The sequence below is a fragment of the Rhodococcus sp. MEB032 genome, assembly GCF_030208925.1.
Taxonomy (GTDB): domain Bacteria; phylum Actinomycetota; class Actinomycetes; order Mycobacteriales; family Mycobacteriaceae; genus Rhodococcus_F; species Rhodococcus_F qingshengii.
On the sequence record NZ_JARVSY010000049.1, the window covers coordinates 12,148 to 31,958 of the forward strand.

Annotated in this window: 17 protein-coding genes and 1 pseudogene; 9 read left to right on the forward strand and 9 right to left on the reverse strand. The window is 64.9% G+C overall.

Translation table 11 applies throughout. The features are described 5' to 3' along the window. Nucleotides 1-6 precede the first annotated feature (6 nt). The 6 genes from QRN54_RS31100 to QRN54_RS31125 all read left to right on the forward strand — a co-directional run bounded on the left by QRN54_RS31100 (nucleotide 7) and on the right by QRN54_RS31125 (nucleotide 6,020). Nucleotides 7-1,167, forward strand: a complete 1,161-nt coding sequence (locus QRN54_RS31100; protein ID WP_011331214.1) for an acyl-CoA dehydrogenase family protein — start codon at nucleotides 7-9, stop codon at nucleotides 1,165-1,167. A 91-nt stretch (nucleotides 1,168-1,258) separates the two neighbouring features. After that, nucleotides 1,259-2,017, forward strand: coding sequence for a 3-hydroxyacyl-CoA dehydrogenase (locus tag QRN54_RS31105; RefSeq protein ID WP_011331213.1), 759 nt, complete (start codon nucleotides 1,259-1,261; stop codon nucleotides 2,015-2,017). Continuing rightward, nucleotides 2,014-2,514, forward strand: a complete 501-nt coding sequence (locus QRN54_RS31110; RefSeq protein WP_011331212.1) for a MaoC family dehydratase — start codon at nucleotides 2,014-2,016, stop codon at nucleotides 2,512-2,514. Before QRN54_RS31105 ends, QRN54_RS31110 begins: the two co-directional genes overlap by 4 nt. 21 nt (nucleotides 2,515-2,535) lie before the next feature. Further along, nucleotides 2,536-3,690 carry an acetyl-CoA C-acetyltransferase gene (locus QRN54_RS31115; protein ID WP_011331211.1) on the forward strand — a complete coding sequence of 385 codons (1,155 nt, stop codon included), beginning with the start codon at nucleotides 2,536-2,538 and terminating at the stop codon, nucleotides 3,688-3,690. Between the two features lie 4 nt (nucleotides 3,691-3,694). Next, nucleotides 3,695-4,456, forward strand: a complete 762-nt coding sequence (locus QRN54_RS31120) for an enoyl-CoA hydratase (protein ID WP_011331210.1) — start codon at nucleotides 3,695-3,697, stop codon at nucleotides 4,454-4,456. 28 nt (nucleotides 4,457-4,484) lie between these two features. Then, the gene (locus QRN54_RS31125) at nucleotides 4,485-6,020 is read left to right on the forward strand and encodes a class I adenylate-forming enzyme family protein (RefSeq protein ID WP_011331209.1); all 1,536 of its coding nucleotides are present in this window, start codon (nucleotides 4,485-4,487) and stop codon (nucleotides 6,018-6,020) included. A gap of 371 nt (nucleotides 6,021-6,391) precedes the next feature. On the opposite strand, the gene QRN54_RS31130 is transcribed toward QRN54_RS31125, so the two are convergent. From QRN54_RS31130 to QRN54_RS33700, 9 genes and pseudogenes are all read right to left on the reverse strand, one after another. Beyond that, nucleotides 6,392-6,970, reverse strand: coding sequence for a tyrosine-type recombinase/integrase (locus QRN54_RS31130; RefSeq protein ID WP_202916944.1), 579 nt, complete (start codon nucleotides 6,968-6,970; stop codon nucleotides 6,392-6,394). Nucleotides 6,971-7,048: 78 nt separating this feature from the next. Continuing rightward, nucleotides 7,049-7,312, reverse strand: a complete 264-nt coding sequence (locus tag QRN54_RS31135; protein ID WP_225330463.1) for a site-specific integrase — start codon at nucleotides 7,310-7,312, stop codon at nucleotides 7,049-7,051. Nucleotides 7,313-7,442: 130 nt separating this feature from the next. Continuing rightward, entirely contained in the window at nucleotides 7,443-7,862 is a 420-nt protein-coding gene (locus tag QRN54_RS31140) for a hypothetical protein (RefSeq protein WP_193595838.1), read from the reverse strand. Continuing rightward, nucleotides 7,859-9,058 (reverse strand): replication protein, encoded by a 1,200-nt coding sequence (locus tag QRN54_RS31145; protein WP_256933105.1) that lies wholly within the window; start codon nucleotides 9,056-9,058, stop codon nucleotides 7,859-7,861. The genes QRN54_RS31140 and QRN54_RS31145 overlap by 4 nt, the downstream gene beginning before the upstream one ends. Before the next feature lie 334 nt (nucleotides 9,059-9,392). Continuing rightward, a complete protein-coding gene (locus tag QRN54_RS31150) occupies nucleotides 9,393-9,593 on the reverse strand; it encodes a hypothetical protein (RefSeq protein ID WP_128638045.1) in 201 nt (66 codons plus the stop codon). A gap of 121 nt (nucleotides 9,594-9,714) precedes the next feature. Further along, on the reverse strand, nucleotides 9,715-10,689 hold the full coding sequence (locus QRN54_RS31155; protein WP_193595875.1) for an asparagine synthase-related protein: 975 nt from the start codon (nucleotides 10,687-10,689) through the stop codon (nucleotides 9,715-9,717). A 57-nt stretch (nucleotides 10,690-10,746) separates the two neighbouring features. Beyond that, nucleotides 10,747-14,385 (reverse strand): nSTAND1 domain-containing NTPase, encoded by a 3,639-nt coding sequence (locus QRN54_RS31160; RefSeq protein WP_193595874.1) that lies wholly within the window; start codon nucleotides 14,383-14,385, stop codon nucleotides 10,747-10,749. 485 nt (nucleotides 14,386-14,870) lie between these two features. Beyond that, the gene (locus QRN54_RS31165) at nucleotides 14,871-15,140 is read right to left on the reverse strand and encodes a helix-turn-helix transcriptional regulator (protein WP_050655185.1); all 270 of its coding nucleotides are present in this window, start codon (nucleotides 15,138-15,140) and stop codon (nucleotides 14,871-14,873) included. Between the two features lie 18 nt (nucleotides 15,141-15,158). After that, nucleotides 15,159-15,323 (reverse strand): annotated as a pseudogene (locus QRN54_RS33700) (helix-turn-helix transcriptional regulator); the annotation flags it as partial. 463 nt (nucleotides 15,324-15,786) lie between these two features. Here QRN54_RS33700 and QRN54_RS31170 point away from each other — a divergent pair. The 3 genes from QRN54_RS31170 to QRN54_RS31180 all read left to right on the forward strand — a co-directional run bounded on the left by QRN54_RS31170 (nucleotide 15,787) and on the right by QRN54_RS31180 (nucleotide 19,767). After that, on the forward strand, nucleotides 15,787-16,980 hold the full coding sequence (locus QRN54_RS31170) for an insoluble domain protein (RefSeq protein WP_193595873.1): 1,194 nt from the start codon (nucleotides 15,787-15,789) through the stop codon (nucleotides 16,978-16,980). A 211-nt stretch (nucleotides 16,981-17,191) separates the two neighbouring features. Continuing rightward, a complete protein-coding gene (locus QRN54_RS31175) occupies nucleotides 17,192-17,692 on the forward strand; it encodes a DUF8176 domain-containing protein (RefSeq protein ID WP_193595872.1) in 501 nt (166 codons plus the stop codon). Further along, nucleotides 17,689-19,767 carry a cutinase family protein gene (locus QRN54_RS31180; protein WP_193595871.1) on the forward strand — a complete coding sequence of 693 codons (2,079 nt, stop codon included), beginning with the start codon at nucleotides 17,689-17,691 and terminating at the stop codon, nucleotides 19,765-19,767. Before QRN54_RS31175 ends, QRN54_RS31180 begins: the two co-directional genes overlap by 4 nt. Nucleotides 19,768-19,811: the final 44 nt, after the last annotated feature.

Below are 19,811 nucleotides of genomic sequence, written 5' to 3' on the forward strand. Positions count from 1 at the left end.
CCGATCATGAGCGAGCTGTTCCCCGATTACCGCTCCCCGTGGGAGACCGACGATCAGGCGCTGCTGCGTAAGCACGCCGCCGAGTTCTTCCGCAAGGAAGCCACCCCGAACCAGGACCGTTGGGCCGCGCAGCACCAGGTCGACCGCGAGTTCTGGACCAAGGCCGGCGCCGCGGGACTGCTGTGCCTCGACATCGCCGAAGAATACGGCGGCGGGGGCGGCAACTTCGGCCACGAGGCGATCGTGCAGCAGGAGATCGCCTACGCCCACGACACCGCGTTCGGCTTCGCCGTGCACTCGACGATCGTCGCGCACTACATCGCCGCCTATGCCACCGAGGACCAGAAGAAGCGCTGGCTATCGAAATGTGCGAGCGGTGAGAGCGTCCTCGCCATTGCGATGACCGAACCCGGCACCGGCTCGGACCTGCAGGCCGTACGGACCACCGCGGTTCGCGACGGCGGCCACTACGTGATCAACGGCTCGAAGACGTTCATCTCGAACGCGTCGCACTGCGACCTGCTCGTCATCGTCGCCAAAACGGACCCGAGCCAAGGTTCCAAGGGTATCTCGCTGCTCGTCGCGGAGACGGAGAATCTTCCGGGGTTCGAGCGTGGGCGGGTGCTGGACAAGATCGGCCAGCACGGCCAGGACACCCGCGAGTTGTCGTTCACCGACATGCGGGTGCCGGCAGCGAATCTGCTCGGCGGCGTCGAGGGGCAGGGCTTCTACCAGCTGATGGGTCAGCTGCAGCGTGAGCGGCTGATCCTCGGTGTCGGCGGTGTCGCGGTGGCCGAGGCCGCGGTGGCGGAGAGCATCAGGTACGCCAAGGAACGTCACGCCTTCGGCAAGCCGATCCTGAACTTCCAGAACACGAAGTTCGTACTCGCCGAGTGCAAGACCGACGTGCTGGCCGGCAAGACCCTGATGGACCACTGCATCCAGCGTCACCTCGACGGCACCCTCGACGCGGCGACCGCGTCGATGGCCAAGCTGTGGGGCAGCGACAAGCAGTGCGAGATCGTCGACCGCTGCCTGCAGGTCTTCGGTGGCTACGGCTACATGATGGAGTACCCGATCGCGCAGATGTACGCCGCTTCCCGCGTGCAGAAGATCTACGGCGGCACCAACGAGATCATGAAGGAACTCATCGGCCGCGCCTTATGAGGTTGACCTTCGCGCAGTGACACCACTGCGTCAGTCACACCTCACTTTGTCAAAAACCCGATGTTCTCAACCTATTTCGTCAGGAGTATTCATGCATATCACCGGAACCAACGCACTCGTCACCGGCGGAGCCTCGGGCCTCGGACTGGCCACCGTCACCGCCCTCGCCAAGTCGGGCGCCCGGGTAATCGCCGTCGACCTGCCCACCGCGAACACGGATGCGCTGGCTGCTCTCGGCGACACCGTGGAATTCGCTCCGGCGGATGTCACCGACGAGGCCGCGGTCACCGAGGCGGTCGAGCGCGCCAACGCGGAGTCCTCACTGCGAATCACCGTGAACTGCGCCGGCATCGGCAACGCCGTCAAGACCGTCGGTAAGAACGGACCGTTCCCGCTGGCCGAATTCGAGAAGATCGTCAAGGTCAACCTGACCGGAACCTTCAACGTCATCCGCCTCGCCGCGCACGCGATGTCGCAGAACGAGCCCGTCGACGGCGAGCGCGGCGTGATCGTCAACACCGCCTCGGTCGCGGCCTTCGACGGGCAGATCGGACAGGCCGCGTACTCGGCATCGAAGGGCGGGATCGTCGGCGCCACCCTGCCGATCGCCCGCGACCTGGCGTCGCTGCTGATCCGGGTGAACACCATCGCGCCCGGCCTGTTCAAGACCCCGCTGCTGGGCACGCTGCCCGAGGCGGCTCAGATTTCGCTGGGACAGCAGGTGCCGCACCCGAACCGGCTCGGCGACCCCGCCGAGTACGCGCAGCTGGTCGAGGCGATCGTGACCAACCCGATGCTCAACGGCGAAACCATCCGCCTCGACGGCGCGATCCGCATGGCGCCGCGGTGAAACCCGTCGGCGTGCAGGTGGGATCGCACCATGAGCACACACGCCTTGTATACGCCGAGGACCTGGGCATCGGCCAGCGTTTCGACTTGGGCTCACACACGGTGACCGAGGCCGAACTCGTCGACTTCGCCACCCACTGGGATCCCCAGTGGTTTCACATCGACCGGGCGGCGGCGCAGGACGGCCAGTTCGGTGGCCTGATCGCCAGTGGAATCCACACGTTGGCGATCCTGCAACGGCTGACATTCGACGCAGTGGGGCACAGCTGGGCGGCCATTGCCGGGCGCGGCATCCGAGATCTGCGGTTCCGCCGTCCCGTGCGTCCAGGAGACGTGCTGACCGGCACCGTCGTCATCGACGACATCCAGTTCGACGACCGGGCACGCGCCCTCGTCACCACCGAGAGCACCGTGGTCGACAGCGAAGGCCGCGTCGTGCTGACCGTCCTGCTCGACGCCTACCTGCACTCGCGCACACGTCAACCATCGACCACCTGAGACGACGATTCGGAGACATCAATGCCAGAGGCATACATCATCGACGCGGCACGCACCCCGGTAGGCCGCCGCCGCGGCGCACTGGCCGCCGCACACCCGGTCGACCTCGCGGCCCATGTGATCGGCGCACTCGTCGAACGCAACGGTGTCGACCCCGCGTCGGTCGACGACGTGATCCTCGGCTGCCTGGACAACATCGGTCCGCAGGCGGGCGATATCGCCCGCACCGCGGCCCTCGCTGCGGGCCTGCCCGAGACAGTGCCCGGCGTGACCATCGACCGCCAGTGCGGATCCTCGCAACAGGCTGTACATTTCGCCGCGCAGGCCGTGATGAGCGGCACCGCCGACCTCATCGTCGCGGGCGGGGTGCAGAACATGAGCCAGATCCCACTGATGTCGTCGGTCACCGCGGGCGAGGCGTTCGGCGTGCGCGACCCCTACTCGGGCTCGACGAGGTGGCGGGCCCGCTACGGGGACGAGACGATCTCGCAGTTCCGCGGCGCCGAGATGATCGCCGAAAAGTGGGGAATCGACCGGGAGGCGATGGAGCAGTACGCCCTGGAAAGCCACCGCCGGGCGCTGCAGGCGATCGCCGGCGGACGCTTCGCCGCCGAGATCCTCCCCTACCAGCAGATGACGACCGACGAAGGACCGCGCGCCGACACCACACCGGAGAAGATGGCCGCCCTGCCGAGCCTCACGCCGGGGGGGCGCTTGAGCGCCGCGGTCGCCAGCCAGATCTCCGACGGCGCCTCGGGCATGCTCATCGCCTCCGCCGAGGCGGTACGCCGCCACGACCTGGCTCCGCGGGCCCGGATCCATCACCTGACCGTGCTCGGCGCCGATCCGGTCATGATGCTCGCCGCACCGATCCCCGCCACCGAACGGGCACTCGAGCGGACCGGCATGCGCATCGACGACTTCGACGTGTTCGAGGTCAACGAGGCGTTCGCCCCGGTCGTGATGGCGTGGTTGCAGGAGACCGGCGCCGACCCGGAGCGGGTGAACCCCAACGGCGGCGCCATCGCTCTCGGCCACCCGATCGGCGCCACCGGCACCCGGCTGATGACCACCATGCTGCACGAACTCGAACGCTCCGGCGGACGCTACGGGTTGCAGACCATGTGCGAGGGCGGCGGACAAGCCAACGTCACCATCATCGAGCGGCTCGGCTGATCCGATGACCCCGACCGCTATCCGGACCGTCCGCACCGGCCGCCTGCTTCACATCACGATCGACCGGCCCGGCCGCATGAACGCCCTCGGCGTCGACGACCTGGTCGCACTCGACACCGCGATCAGCGGGGCGGAAGCGACCGGTGCCCGCGCGATCGTGCTCACCGGCGCGGGAAGAGCCTTCTGCACGGGAGCGGATCTGACCGCGGTGACGGGCGAGGAACCCGAGGTGGTGATGGACGCCGCGAACCGGGTGATCCGCGGCATCGTCTCCGCGCCGGTCCCCGTCATCGCCGCCGTCAACGGCCCCGCGGTCGGGTACGGAGTGGCGCTCGCCTGCGCCGCAGACCTCACCTACGCCGCCGAAAGCGCGTATTTCCTGTTGTCGTTCACCAGCATCGGGCTGATGCCCGACGGCGGCGCGACCGCGCTCGTCGCCGCGGCGATCGGCCGGGCGCGGGCTACAGAATTAGCGCTGCTCGGGCAGCGGCTTTCCGCCACCGACGCCGCCCAGACCGGCTTGGTGGCCCGGATCCTGCCGGATGACCAGCTCGCGGCCCATGTCGAGGCCGTCGCCGGCACGCTGGGAGCCGGGCCGCGGCGCGCCCTCGAACTGACCAGACGGGCGCTCGCCGCGTCCACCCTGGGCCACCTCGACCACGCCCTCGAGCGTGAACGAGCCGGACAGATCGAACTCATCGGCACACCGGATTTCGCCGAGGGCGCCGACGCCGTCCTCACCAAACGTCCCCCCACATTTGCTTAGCAGACCACCCGCCGATCATAGGAGAATCATGGCAACCCTTGGTGGACAACTGACATTGAACGCACGCCGCCACCCGGACCGGCCCGCGCTGATCTTCGAGGGCGTCGAGCGCAGCTACGGGCAGCTCGACCGGGAAATCAACCAGTACGCCAACGCGCTGCTGTCCCTCGGCGTGCAGAAGGGCGACCGCGTGGCGGTGCTGTCGCCGAACTCCGACCGCTTCCTCCTCGCGCTGTACGGCGCGTTCAAGGTCGGCGCGATCGTCTCCCCGTTCAACCCGCGGTCCACGGCCCGGGAGCTGGCGTATCTGCTCGAGGACTCCGGCGCGTCGGTGCTGCTGTTCGGTGGGGACACCGTCGCGGCGGTGCGGGACCTGGCCAAGCTGGAGCAGGCGCCCGCTGCCCCGGCGCTTTCGCTGGACGGCGCGGACGGCTTCGACGATTTCGTCCAGCTGGCGTCCTCCATGCCGGACAGCGACCCACAGGTCGAGGTGCGCGAGGACGACGACTGCATGATCATCTACACCTCCGGCACCACCGGGAAACCGAAGGGTGCGCTGTTCGATCACCACCGGCTGCTGTGGGTCGGCCACGCGGTGTCCTCGCTCGGCGTCAACTCCTTCGACCGGAACCTGCACGTGGCACCGATGTACCACTGCGCCGAACTGGTGCTGTTCGTGCTCAGCGGCTTCTCGATGGGCACCACCCACGTCGTGTTGCCGGCATTCGAGCCCGCCGCCGTCCTCGACGCCCTCGAGCGATACCGGATCACCGTCTTCCTCGGTGTTCCCACCATGTATCAGATGATGTTGACGGTCCCCGACCTCGAGCGGCGCGACCTCTCGCACTGGCGGCTCGGCTTCTTCGGGGCGGCACCGATGCCGCCGACTGCGGTCGCGAAACTCGTGACGACCTTCCCGGACGTCGGCTTCTTCCAGCTGTGCGGGCCGACCGAGGGTGGCCCCACCGGCATCTACTCCACGCCTGACGAGGTCGCCGTCCGTCCCGATGCGACGGGACGCTGGCCGATCACGAATGCCGAGTTCCGGCTGGTCGATCCGGATGGCAACGATGTCCCGACGGGGATGACCGGCGAGATCATCCTGCGCGGCGAGACCATCATGAAGGGCTACTGGAACAAGCCCGAGGCCACCGCCGAGACCATCCGAGACGGGTGGCTGCACACCGGGGACCTCGCCGTCCGCGACGCCGACGGTTTCATCACGATCGTCGACCGGCTCAAGGACATGATCATCACCGGCGGCCGCAACGTCTACTCGATCGAGGTCGAGAACGCCCTCGCGGGGCACCCCGACGTCCAGGACGTTGCCGTCGTCGGCCTGGACCACGCCACATTCGGGGAGACCATCGTCGCGATCGTGACCCCGGTTCCCGGTCGCGAGGTGACCCTCGAGGAGCTGCGGACGTACGCCGCCGAATACGTCGCGGACTACAAACTGCCGCGCGATCTGATCGTCCGTGACATCCCGCGCAACCCTTCCGGCAAGATCCTCAAACACGTTCTCCGCAGTGAGATTCGGGACGACTCCGCGCAACGCACGTAGACCGACGGACGACTCCGGCACATTCGAGTTCCCGGGAACCACGACGCCGTCCATATCCGATACGGCCTGACCGAAGCCGCGCTCCCGCGCGCTCATCTCCCACGGCTGTTCCAACCCCGGCGAGGTCTCGCGCGACCTCACGGCCCTACTCTCGGCCGTGCCCCCGCCGGATCCGACAAACACCACGACCACGCACGCCCGGCAGCGGCTATGAGTTCCCGGACGCGGAAGACCACACCCATCGACGGTGCCGCACTTGATTGGTCTCTTTCGGCCCCCCTCGAGCAGATGCGCTCGGGCCGAACAGTCAAGGTGCTGAACAAGATACGCAGACACGCGCCGGAACTCGTCACCGTCAGCTACTGAGAGATTCAGCGGGAGCGCCGCCGCGCAGCGGGATCGGTCTCGGCCTGCCAGCGCCCCAGCGCCTCGGCGGAGACCTTCGCGTATTTGACCAGGCTGCGCACCGAGGTGTGTCCGCTCAACGCCATCAGCATCGGCGTGGAAGCGCCCTTCTCTGCGGCGTGGGTCAGTCGCGAGTGCCGCAGCTGGTGCAGCGTGAACGGTCCGCGTCGCATCCCTTCGGTGTGCTCCTCGAGGAGCGTCGCGGCGCGGCGGTAGGAAAGTCGGGCGCGGCCGGTCGAGTTGTCGGTGTCGGTCTTGGCGACCGACGGCTTGGCTTTGCGGTCGGTCAGGAACAGCGGCCCGGACTTCCGTCCGGCGATCAGCCGGGGCAGCGGCCGTGCGGTGCCGGTCTGCCAATAGATCACCTCGCGGGCGCCGCCCTTGCGGGTGACCGTGGCGCATCGGTTCACGGTGTCCAGGTCCTCGATGTCGAGATTCAGGATCTCCTCCGCCCGCGCGGCGGACTCATACAGCATCGACCAGAACACCCGCTCGCGCAGGGCCGCGTCCATGCCCAGCAGCTCCGCAACCTCGGCGGCGGTCATCGCCTTGCTGTTGTCCGGCGCACTCGGCCGCGCCCGCAGGCGCGACACCGGATCGCCGGTCAGCCACTGTTGATCGCGTCAGTAGGCGCACGCCGCCGACACCGCGGTCAGCCGGAGGTTGTAGGTCTTGGGGGCCTTGTCGCCCCACACGTAGTCGAACCACCCCGACACCCGATCCGGGTTCAACAACCCGACATCGCCGTCCGCGCCGAAGTCGCGCACCATCCGATCCAACGCCGAGGCGTAGGCGCGGCGGGTGTTCACCGCCGCGATCGTGCCCAGAAAGGTCCGCGTCGCGTCCGCCAGCCGGATCCCGGCGGCCCGCGCCGGTAGCGAGCTCACCGATCCCACCCCGACCGCCCTTCAGCACTACGGCAGATAGTTTCCGGAGTCGCCCATCTCCGGAACGACCATCGCGGCAGGACGACTCACGAGTTACGGCAGATAGTACGCTACTATCTGCCGTAAATCCTTAGCGCCGGATTTCGAGAATCTGCTCCCCGACCCCCTCGTCGACGAGGTTGCTTGTGGCGCGGTTGGTTGCGCGGACGCGTGTGGTGTCGAATGCGTCGGTATGGGCGTTTCCGTAGGCGAAGAGAGTTGTGTGCCCGAAGATTTGGGATCGTGCCGCGTCGGTGGCCACGATTTGGGCGCTGCGCTTCGTTTCGGGTGCCAGTCGGGTGATGATGACGCGTGAGACGCCGATGATGCGGATGGTGATGCCGTCGGGCAGCTCGGCGTCGGTGAGTTCTAGGGGTTCGTCGTTGCGGTGGTCGATGACGATCGTCTTTGCGCCGGTGCGCAACCGTTCGTGGATCTGGGGGACGGTCTGGCAGGGGGAGAGCGGCCGGCGTTTGACGGGTGGCTTTGCGGACGGGCGTTTTCCGTTCATCGCTTACCCCGATCTGAGAGATGGGTGATCCACACGGGCGAGGTTTCATTCTCGCGCGCGGATGCCTGGGTCTTCCGGATGCGGGCGCTGTCGGCGGCTCGGCGGGCGACGAAACGGGCAGCTTGGCGGCCGGGGGAGTCCTCGGATGCGGCCGATGCGTAGCGGTTGCGTTCGGCCTCGAATGCTGCTGCCTGTCGTTCGCGCTCGGCTTTTTCCTGGTCTGCGGCTATCTGAGCGAGAACGTGTGGTGCGAAGGCCAAGTCCTGCTGCTTCATGAGCCAACGGATGAACGCGATGGGGTGCTTCGGGGCCGGTGCCATCCGCGTGGCCTTGCTCCAGGCGTCGATCGCGTCGTTGAGATCCGCGGCCGTCCAACCATGTGCAGCTGGTTCGGCCAGCGCGGGAGCCCAACCTCGGGGGGTGTGCCGGCGCGCCCAAACGGGAGTTCGTGGATTGCTGAGCCATTTGGATGCGAGTAACAAGCCTTTCCGGACGACTTCGGCCTTCTCGACATCCCCCTTTGACTCCTTGCGCCGCGAAGCGGCTCGTTTATCCACAGATCGTTTTGTATTAAGTACCTCTCTACGAGAGGTAAAGCTCTTAAAGTGACCCCTGCGGGGGTGGGGTGCCATCTGTATGGAACCGGCGACCAAGATGCGGGTTTTATCCACAGGCTTGCTCAGGTGCAATGCCCAGACAGACGCCCAGCCACGGGCCTTGTCGTTGAACCTCCATGAGGCATACCGCTCGTCCTTGGTGCGGAGTCGGCCGCGGAGAACCTCGGTGGCCACGCGCAGGAGCTTGAGAGCTTGTCGTGCTCGCTGAACAGTCCGCTCTTTCTTGCCGGTGCGTTCGACGATGGTTTCCACGGTCAAGCGTGAGTTGCGGCCGGTGTCGAAGTCCGCGGCTTCGGCCATGACGGTGGCAACTGCCAGCAAGGACTTGAGGCTGATGCCGCCGCCAGACGACCGGACTAGTGCCGGTCGAATCCGTGTGTATTCGGCGGTGAACGCACACCGAACGACGATCTCGACCCAATGTTGGGCGCCCCGCCAGCGGGCGATGCCGCCGTATGCGCCGTCTTCGAGGGCGAGTGCGACCTTGCAATAGCGCCGGCAAGCGGCTTCCTTGCCGAGCGTATTGAGCAGCATCGGCGTCAGGGCATGGCACTGGTGCCCGTACAGGTGCCCTTGCATCCTGCGGGGTGTACGAGCGGTTCCGTAGCGGCGCCGCGTAGGGCTGCTACCGCAGTACGGGCGCTGTATGGGTGCGGGCGTGTGCTCCATCGCTGAGACACGCGAAAAATCGGTTATGGATTTTGCATCAGGACGCGATGTACCCTGAGACCTGTCGCGCAAGACAGTCCCTTCGGGGAAAGCAGCAAGACCCTAAGATCCGAGCGTCAACTCGTTTCTTACGACATCCGAATCCCCCGGCCCGTCAACCGGGGGATATCGTCGTTTTAAGGGCGATCAACTGCGCATATGAGACCGAAGCGGGGTTTCCGCATCTTCGGCGTTGTGGTCACCATTAGGCGGTCATCGTCAGCCTCTCTGTGTGGACTGCGGCCGGGTCGAATCGGGTTACCGCAGCGCTGAGGATGTCGGCGACGAGTTCGCTCTCAGTCAGTCCCCGAGCTTCGCGCATCAGGGTGAGGCGGTCTTTGACATCCACGGGCACTCGCGTCTCGACACGACGCCGCTCGCCTTTACTCGGACGACCTCTCGCCATGACAAGCCCCTTCCAGTTCGTCCGCGCGGTGGCGCGGGCATTGTGTTGCCTGCAAATACTCCCGCAGAAATGTCGAGATACGCAGCCGACACGCCGGTTCAATTCGTTCGCTCTATATGGTTCAGTGTAAATCGGCTAGAAAAAGCCTGACTGCGACGGACTCCATCGGTTCCGTGAGCGGATTGCTGTAGGTCGTTGCTCCTGGAAGCTGCGCGGCACGGGCACGCGCTGCATCAGCGAGCGCATCGAAAAGGCCACTGGACCGTTGAATAGGGGATTTACGTGTCCAGGCCAGGTGCTGCGCAGTTTCCGGAAGCAGGCGCTCACATGCCAGCCGGACTGCGAGTTTGTCGTGCGCTGCGCCAGTGACGTGGCCGAAGAGAGCGGGTGGCGCTAGTTGTTCAGCGAGTTGCCAGAACCGTTCTGTCTGGAATACATGGATGAGTGCTTGGGCGTCGTCGCCTAGCAGTCGTTCGTAGAAATCCGGGACCAATCGATCGCGAACGAAGTTCGTTCCCGTCTCGGTGCGAACTACTTCGTCTAAAGCCCGGTTCGCTGCGGCGGATTCGATCGGGTGCTCGATCACCCGGCCTCCTGCAAAAATTGCATCTGCACCGCTGCCGGTGAGAACAGCTGCCGGCGCCGGGGACGCTGCGCTGAATCGGCGGATCAATTCAGAGGCAGCGAGGATCGGGATAGCGGCTGCGACCTCCCACAATTCGTTGACTCCCAGAGCGACGACTGCCGATTTAGCGAGGCTGACGACGTCTGATGAGCTCAGGACAACAACTTCATGCCGCAGTCCGAGTGCTTCGGCAGCGGCTATCGCGGGTGCTCGATCGACGGTTTCCCCGTCGACGACGATCGTGATCGCACGCGGTGCGGTGCCGAGGGCGACTGCGGTCGCCGCAACGAGGATCGAATCAACGCCACCTGAAAGCAACACGATCGGATCTGCGGGGTAGCTGTCGAGCACCACTCGTATTCGATCGAGGGTTTCGGCGGCTATTGCCTTCGCCGCGATGTCAGGGTCTGCGGTGGTGCGGAGGCTGGAACCATCGACGTCGAGTGCGTGATCGTCTGCGACGAACTGCATTGGCGTTGCGGTCTGAAGTGCAGTCGGTGAGCGCACAGTGCCCTTTCCAAGGATGAGTTAGCAGGTGGTTCGGTAGGGGAGTTCAGGGAATAGTTGGTCCCACGTCGCGTCGGTAAGAACATTGTTCGTGTTCCTACACACTCGGGTTTCTGCCGCGCGCTGAGTGAGATTCCATAGCCGGACGGCGCCGCCCTCTCCACCTGCCGCGAGGTGATTGGAAGTAGGACTGAATGCGATATACCACCGGGTGGCTCCGATGGATGCGATGGAACCGCCGAGTTTGATGGGAGCTGCGATGTTTGTGGTGTCCCATAGCTGGACGGTTCCCTCGTCGCTGCCCGAAGCCAGAGTCCGCCCGTCGGTTGCGAAAGCGACGGACCGGATCGTGCTTGATTGGCCGATCAGGGGGTCGCCGATCCCTTGCGCCTCGCTTGGCTTCGTTACGTCCCAGAACCGAATCGTCTGATCGTCACCAGCGCTGGCCAGGGTTTTCCCGTCCGGCGAGAAGACAACGGATTCGGCCTGCTTCGTGTGCCCGGTCAGTGGTTGAAGCATCTCGGGACGGCTCGGATCTGAGCTGTCGAGGAGCGTGATGTCGTTGGTACCCGACGCCGCAATCGCGAGCGTTCGGCCGTCCGGCGAGAAGGCTGCGTTGGTGAGCAGGTCGCCGGGGACCGGCACAGGCTGCCCCAAGGGTGCGGGCGCAGCGATGTCGGTGATGTCCCAGAACTGGAGCGAATTGTCGCTGCTACCGGTGACTAGGGTGCGGCCGTCTGGAGTGATCGCCATCAAATACGCGTATCTGGTCTCGAGGTCGAGCCGGCCGAGAGGACGGATGGTGTCGGGGTCTGAAGCATCCCAAAGCCGCACTGCCCGATCGTTTCCGCCCGTTGTCAGCACGGTTCGGCCATCCGGTGACATTTGCAAGTTGTCGATTTGGCCGTTGGGCACTACGACTCGTCCCCGTGCGATCGGGTGATCGGGATCAGAGGTGTCCCACACCTGAAGCGAGCCGTCGACAGAGCCCGTGGCCATGTGTGATCCGTCCGAGCTGAACCTCGGCGTCATGACACGGTCGGTGTGGGCGTCGATGACGGATGTAGGGCGGTTCCACATCCTGAGGACGCCGTCCTGGCTTCCCGTTGCCATAGTTGCGCCGTCGGGAGCGAAGGCGACTGTGATCATGCCCCCGTTACTGCCGGCAAGGGGCTGCCCTAGGGCGCGCGGGCGGGCAGGGTCTCGGAGGTTCCACAGTCGGGCGGTGCCGTCCCAGCTTGCGGTTGCGAGCGTTTGACTGTCCGGTCCGAACGCGATGGACCACAACGCACCGGTGTGACCAGTGAGAGGCGGCCCTTCCAAGGTCGGTTGCGCGGGGTTTCCGATGTTCCAGACGCGGGCGGTTCGATCGTCGCTGCCGGCGGCGAGAAGTTGGCCGTTTGGACTGAACGCGACCGAGTGCGCCGCTCGGGCAAACCCGGTGAGCGGGGCTGTTGCGATTACGGGGTTCGATGGGTCGCTGACGTTCCACAGCCACACTGTTTTGTCGTCGCTGCCGACCGCGAGGAGTTTCCCGTCCGGACTGAACGCGCTTGTTCTGACGGGACCTGCTGGTCCGGCAAGTGGGGGAGTGAGGAGAGACGCTGCTTGCGGGTTGCTTACGTCCCACAGCCCTGTGGTTCCGTCGTCGTTCGGTGCGGCGAGGGTGCGTCCGTCTGGGCTGAACGACACCACGTACACGGTTCCGCCGGCGGATTGCAGGGGGCTGCCGATTGCCTCGGGCGAGAGCGGATCGCGTACGTCCCAGAGTCGCACTGTGCCATCACCGCTCGCAGTGGCAAGCATCGCACCGTCAGGGGACCAGGCGGCTGAGGTGACGAAGCTCGTGTGACCTTCCAGCGGCGATCCGATCGGTGTCGGGACTTGTGGATCGCTGACATCCCATAGTCGCGTTGTGTGGTCTCCACTCGCCGTCGCGAGAACTTTGCCGTCAGGTCGGTATGCGGCGGTGTAGATCGCATTTTCATGCCCGGTGGCCGGCGTCGCCATCGGTGCATCTTGAGTAGCGAGAACTCGGGACGCGGTGGCGGTCTCGGCAGGCTGCATGTCGCGGGCTGCAAGAACTAGCTGCGCCGACAGAGACGGATTGGACTGTTGTAGTCGGTCCGCTGTCGATAACACTTCTCGGAATTGTGCACTCGATGCAAGGACCTCTGAGCGCGCACTCGCTCGGAACGCAAAGACGGACACGATCATCAAGACCGCGATAAAGGCTGCGATCGCGGACACGGCGCCCCGTTTTTGGAGCTTCCGTCGTTCTTGCTTCCTTATTGCATCCCGGCGAAAGCTGTACGCCGTCGGTGTCAGTGGGTGATCGTCGAGTTGCGCGATGACATCGTGCAACCTGTCGCCTGCCCACAGGTCGGCGGACTGTCGACCTCGCCGGTCCCATTCGGCCGCGTCGCGTTCAAACGTCTGCCGAAGCATGTTGCTCGCCCTGTTGGCGCTGATCATGTTGTGCAACCGGTTCCAGCTGTCGATGACCACTTCATGGGCAAAGGCCACGAGTCCGTCGTCGTCGACGGTCAGTAGTCGAGCGGTGGTGAGTGCTTCGATGACCCGGCCGTTCCGGGCATCCGCGCCGCCCACGCGTAGCAGCTCGGCGCGGGGTACAGCCCTCCTGGTGTCGCGGGCACCGTCTCCGATCTGAACCAACCTCAACAGCAAGGCCGGCGCCACTGCACGATCGTCGGCGTCGAGCACCTTCCAGGCGTTTTCGGCGGCGCGGTTGACGGAACCTTCGATTCCTCCGGCAGCTTCATACGCTCGAAGTGTGAGGTTTCCGGCGGGGTCACGGTGCATCCACATGCTTTCAAGCACGTGGGACATCAGAGGGAGAACGCTCTGATTGTGCCCTACTCGTGTGGCGTCGAGATCACTGATGATTCGTTCGGACAAGCCTTGTTCGAGGTCAGCGTTCGCGGCGGCTGCCGGCAGTTTGATGGCTTCGGCCAGCTCTTCGGAGCTCATAGGCGCGAGCACGATCTGCCTGTGCTGTAGAGCGTCGGCAAGGGGAGCGTGTTGCAAGCATTCGGGCACGAAGTCCGCTCGTACGCCGATTACAACTCGTATGGTGCTCGTTGAGCTGACCACGCGAGAGAGACGGTCGAGTCGATCTATGAACTCGTCGCGGGTCGCGTCATTCGCACCCGCTGTGAGTACCTGTTCAAACTGATCGACGATGAGTAGTAGGGCATCGTTCTCGGAATCAGCGAAGTAGTCATCGAGCAACTCCCGGTAGTCGTCGCTCGACTCGGCTTCTCGTATGCGCGGGAAAATGCGGGTAAGCGCGCCGAAGGGGTCCGGGCCGGGGTCTACGGTCTCAATGCTCCACGGTTCCGTAGATCCCCACGTCAACCCGTGAGTAGCTGCACGCCCCGCGATACCGGCGTGAAGAAGCGAAGATTTACCAGTCCCGGAGGCTGCATATAGGACGAACAACCCGGGGGTAGTGGCGCCTTGGAGGGTGGAGACAGCTTCGTCGATGCTGCGTTCGCGTCCGAAGAAACGGTCACGATCTGTGACTGTGTACGAGGCTAGGCCGAGATATGGGCAGGCAATTGGCGCTGTTTTCGACGCGTCCGGGCCTTGCCTGCTACCGGTCTGCGCCTCTGCCCACCATTCCCTCCACACCGCCATGTCATACAGACCATGCTCAGAAGGCTGTATCGATTTCGCCCTCGCCGCCGATATAAGTACCCAGAGGACAGGCTCGAGCGATTCGAACTTTTCAGGGACGCGGGCTCCGCGCCGCCAATCGCTGATGCGCTGGTAGCTCGGACCCTCGGAGCTACGTTCTTTCGCCCTCGCTGCTACTGCCTTGAGCGTCGGATTATTCGCGGCCGCCCAGAGTGCACTCAGTCTTCCTGCGAACTGGTTCCGGTCCGTCACTTGAATCCTCGCGCCACTGTTTTCCTGCCGTTTCCCCAATTCCGCACCCAACAAAGTTCCGCGTGCGGAATATTTGTCCGAAGTGCCCGGACCTGCAAACTTAGCGTGTTGCTTGGTGCGGAATCGAACCGTGGTGTGGAAAATCGGGAAAAGTTCGCCGCATGACGGTAGAAGACGCGCCTATCGCGGCGTGCGATTCGTGCGGTGCATCGAGAATGCGATCCGCGCACTCTTCACACAGGGGTGTGCGGAGGTCTGCTTCTCGCGCGGTTGAATGCGGAACGAATATCGCTGAGGGAGTAGTCGAGCTCAGCGGCGAGCATCTCCGCGACATCCTCGCTGAGGTTGATCTCACCGCGCTCGAGGGCACCCATCATGGTTTGGGAAAGACCGATCCGCTCGGCAAGTTGAGACTGTGTGATCAGCCGCAGGGTGCGAAGGTCGCCAAGGAAGGTCTCTCCTTTGGGTACGGAAACCAAAGCGGAAATATCGATATCGAGCACGCTAGGGTCGACCAATTTAACGAGTGTCTCGATCTTGGGCGTGCCTCTACCCGCTTCCCATGCTTTGACTGCGCCGGGCGTCAAACCAAGAATGCGCGCAAGTTCGGCTTGAGTGAATCCTCGCTCCAACCGTCGATCACGGAGCACGTTGGGTTGAAAGCCGCGAACGGATCTCCTGCCCACTCATCCCCCGTCCACTCGTGTTCGGTGCGATTCACCTAGGCGTGAAGATTAGCCATCGTGGGATTACCCCTACTGTCTAGCCGTTTTAAACTGACTGTTATAGACTGACCCTCATAGGTTGATCTTGTGTCCGGCTCGGGCCGTCACCTGGGCCGGACACATCCAACGAATCGGGGGAGCTGTGAGAACGAAAGAGTGGGGTGAACTCCAAGTTCGAGGCCGGGCGGGCTCGCTGTGTGCCGGCAGGAGCCTGGGCCACACATGCATTTCGGTGAGCATTCCCGGCACCCGAGTCTGCCCCGTTGGCCATTCACTTGTTCCTCACCATCGGTCCTCGCTGCCTTCGGCGCAGGACCCCTCCCCGCTTTCTGATGCCAACGCATCGGAAACAGTGGCCGCGTAAGCGCCACCTCAGTCCGCATCAATTCCCCGTATTTACAACCCAATTGGAAGGTTCCACACAATGAAGCACCACAAGTCTCGACCTACCGGTCGCCACCGCGCACCGTCCGCGCCTGTCATCGCCGCCGGCACCCTCACCGCTCTGGTTGTGGCCACTTTCGCAACGGCAGGGATAGCGGTGGCAGCCCCGCAGCCAGGGGTAACAGGGCCTGCACCGGGACAGCCCGGAGTCACTGCCCCGTCACCTGCACCTGCACCTGCACCTGCACCTGCACCTGCACCCTCGACCGAGCCTGTACCCGAGCCGGTCTACTGGGTGCCGCCGCCCGCAGAGTACGCGAACGTTCCGTCGCAGCCGCTGCCGAACTGGGACTATGATTCCGGCACCTACACGGCCCCGGCCGACTACAGCGTCGCACCGATCGACTACGGCAACATTCACTTGCCCGGACCCGTCGAGATCGTCGCACCGATCATCGCGCCGAAAGAGAAGGGTCGCATTGGTGATTGGGTCTTCGAGCAGAAGACCTGGATGAGTGACGACGATCTCGCCCGCACCAACAACACCTCGGCCGTCATCGAAAGCCAGGTCTCAACCTTCTACGCCTCGATCGGTGTCCCCGTCGACCGCGCGAGCCGCATCGCCGCCGCACAACTGGCCGGTGGTGCCGGTGGCGCTTTGGCCGGAGCCGCCGCCGTTGGTGTACCCGCAGCAACAGTGGGCGCGTTGATCGGCGGAACCATCGGCGGAACGTCGGCCCTCGGCTTGTTCAGCCCCGTTCTCACGCCGATCGGTGCCGTGCCTGCTGGTGTGGTGGGCACAGCCACCGGAGCAGGTATCGGTGCAGCGGCTCTGGGCGTTCCCGCAGCGGCGATCGGCGCAGTCGGCGGTGGCATCGCAGGCGTTGCGGCCGCAACCGCCTACGGCGCAGGCGAATTGGGAGAACCTGTTGATGTCAGCGACCAGATCCCCGACATCGACCAGCCTGCCGTGACCACTCAGACGCAGAACGTTCTTACCGACTGGGAGAACTCCGGCCCCGTCGGACAGGCAGTGGCCACCACCGTCCGCGACACCGTCGCCGCCGCACCCGCGATCGACCAGCAGGCCCGAGACTTCGTCGCAGCCCAGCCCGGAGGCGAGCAGATCATCGAACAGGTCGACACAGCCCTCACGGACTTCTTCACCAACGCCAGCCCTGGCCTGGCATCGCAGCTGATCAGCGATGCAATCGGAGCAGGCACACAGGCATAGCCGGATTGGCCGGGACGGGCACGCCCGTCCCGGCCATCTGACATGGATTGCCTGGTCGAAGAAGGAGTTTGAAACGATGTTTGGCTCGAAGGGATCTACCCCTAAACCGGCGGTACGTAGCGCGACCGGCGGAACTGGTACCCGCCCAGTCCGCCTCCCAAGTCGTCCTCGTATGCCGCATGCGCGGACACCTCGCCGTCAGGTCGCGGCCGTGACGGCACTGGCGATCGCGGTGCTGGTGTTGTTGGTCGGGGTCGTCGTGGGCGCTGCGTCGGTCATCGGCCGGGTCACCGACGACGAGCCGTCGAACATCAGCGAGATCGTCAATTCCGCTGCGACACCGTCGACTACACCGTCTCCGGAACCTGCCGGATGCCCGGTGTCTGCTGGTGATCAGAACAGCGGCGAGGGTGTGATCGCAGCGTTCGAACACGCGTATTACACGCTGCGCTCTGCCGATGCAGCGATCGCGCTACTCACCCCTGGTGCAGCTCCCTTCGCAGCGGACATGCAGTCGGCGATCAATGCGACGCCGGAAGGAACGACCTACTGCATGACGGTGACCGGCGTGACTGCTGGGACGTACGCAATGGAGCTGGACGAGACCCGCCCCTCCGGCAAAGGCGCGTCGCTGTATCAGCGCATCACCACCGCCGTGATCGACGGTCGGCATTTCATCACCTCCATCACTGATGCAGAAGGAATCCGATGAATATCTCTTCCACCGCCCGCTTCGCGTCGGCGTTCGCCATCATTTCGACGCTGGTCGCAGGATTCGCGGCCGCACCGCTCCTGGCCAACGCCGCACCGTCCACTGCGGCGGGCTGCACCAAGTACATCGGTGTCTTCGCTCCCGGAACGACCGAGACCCGCGCCGACGCCGATCCGTCGAAGCCTGCCGGAATGTTGGGCCAGGTAGGGGAGAAGCTCGAAACGATGTACGGGCCCAACACCTTCCGTGCCATCTATCCGTCGTACCCGGCCGAAGCGTTTTTGCAGTCCGGCATGACCTACTCGGCCTCGAAGACCGCCGGTGATCAGGCAATGGCGACCGCGATGGAGCAGTGCCCGAACTCGAAGTTCGTCATCGGCGGCTATTCACAAGGTGCACAGGTCGCCAACGACGTCGCCGTCAACATCGGGGCAGGCAGCGGCCCCGTTCCCGCCGCGTCCGTTCTCGCTGCGGTCATGCTCGCCAATCCGAAGCTCGGCACCGCCGGTTCGCAGGTCGTCGGCCCCAAGCTCGACGGACAGGGCATCGCCGGTCCGGCCGCCGAGGGCTACGGCGCTCTGTCGGGTCGGGTCTTCGACATCTGCCACCCGGAAGACAAGTACTGCAACACCAACACCGGCAAGGATTCATTCTTGGCGTCGTTGGGACGAGTGCTTGCCAACCCACCCGGAACAGTGGCACCGACCACCGCGACTGCTGTCTCGGCGACAACGACTCCGTCCGTCGCAGGTCAGACCTCGACCGACACGGCTGCGAAGCCGGCGTCGACTCCGGCGGCCGCCGAAACTGCGAATACCTCGGCAGGCGCCGGAACCGCGAACGCGTCGGAGTTCTTGGGCGCGGTGACCTCGAACTACGGTTACGCGGATCTCGCGGCTGCTCCAGGGGCAGCGTCCGCGTTGGCGACCTCGGTGGAGAAGCTGCAAAGCGCAGGCGCTCCCACCTCGACGTCGGCGGCGGTCGATGTCGCCGCGGTTCGTCAGCAAGCGCAACTGTTGGCCGGAACCTTCAAGCCGGTCCAACAGACACAGGCATGGATGGCAGCGAACCCGGCCGCGCGCGACGGGTTGCGCAGCGCTCCGGCTGATTCTCCTGAGGCCGCCACGAACTCGGTCGTCGATGCGCTCGACAAGGTCGACGTTCCGCAGGTTCTGGATGCTGCTGACCAGGTGGTGACGTTGGCGAACAGCATCCTCTCGGGTGGTGGCACCGGTACCGGCGGCACGTACGCGGGTCTGACTGGTCCCGCACAGAGCTTGTCGAACGGTGTGGCTCCGCTGGCGGATACACCGACCGATCAACTCACCACCGCCACGTCGATCCTCTCCGCGATCCAACCGGTGACGATCATCAACCAGATCCTCGGCGTCGTCTCGGGTGTGACCTCGGTGGACTACAACGCGGTTGCGGCCAACCTGCAAATACTTCCCGGCCATCTGTTGGCCGGCAACGTCAAAGAAGCGCACCGGGTCGCGGGGGAGCTGAACAACCAACTCTCGCCTTTGGTGAAGATGGCGGCCGGGGTCGACCTGAAATCGGTGTCACGGATCTTGGCACTGATCCCCGATCCGTCCGGCACAGCCGCCTCGGCGGCGCTGGTGGCGAACCTGCTGGGCAACGTCGACATCATCCGCCTCGCCCGCGACGTCGGGCAGCTCCAGGAAGTCGCGTGGCAGGTCGCCGAAACCGGGAACGTCCTGGCCCTCGGGCAGCTCCTCCCGATCGGTGTGGATCTTGCGAACGTTGCGCTCGGTGTCCTGACACCGGGGCAGAAGATGACCGCCGAGCAGCTCCACGAACCGGCCGATTCGATGACCACGTTGATGGGTGCGCAGGCGCAGAACTCCGACTTCGTCGGTCTCGGTAACTCGGTCCTGGCGACGGTGACCTCCCAGGATGCGCAAGCACTGACCTCGGTCGTCGACGCCGGATTCACCGCAGCGAGTTTCCTCGGTTCCCGCGTTCACGAGTCCTACGGGCAGTGGTTGATCGACGGAAAGCGAACCGCTCTGGACGCGATGGTCGACATCTACCGACAAGCGATCGGCGGCTAGCGCGCGGCGGCGGGTGAACCGAAAACGCTCTTGGGCGAGAGCTT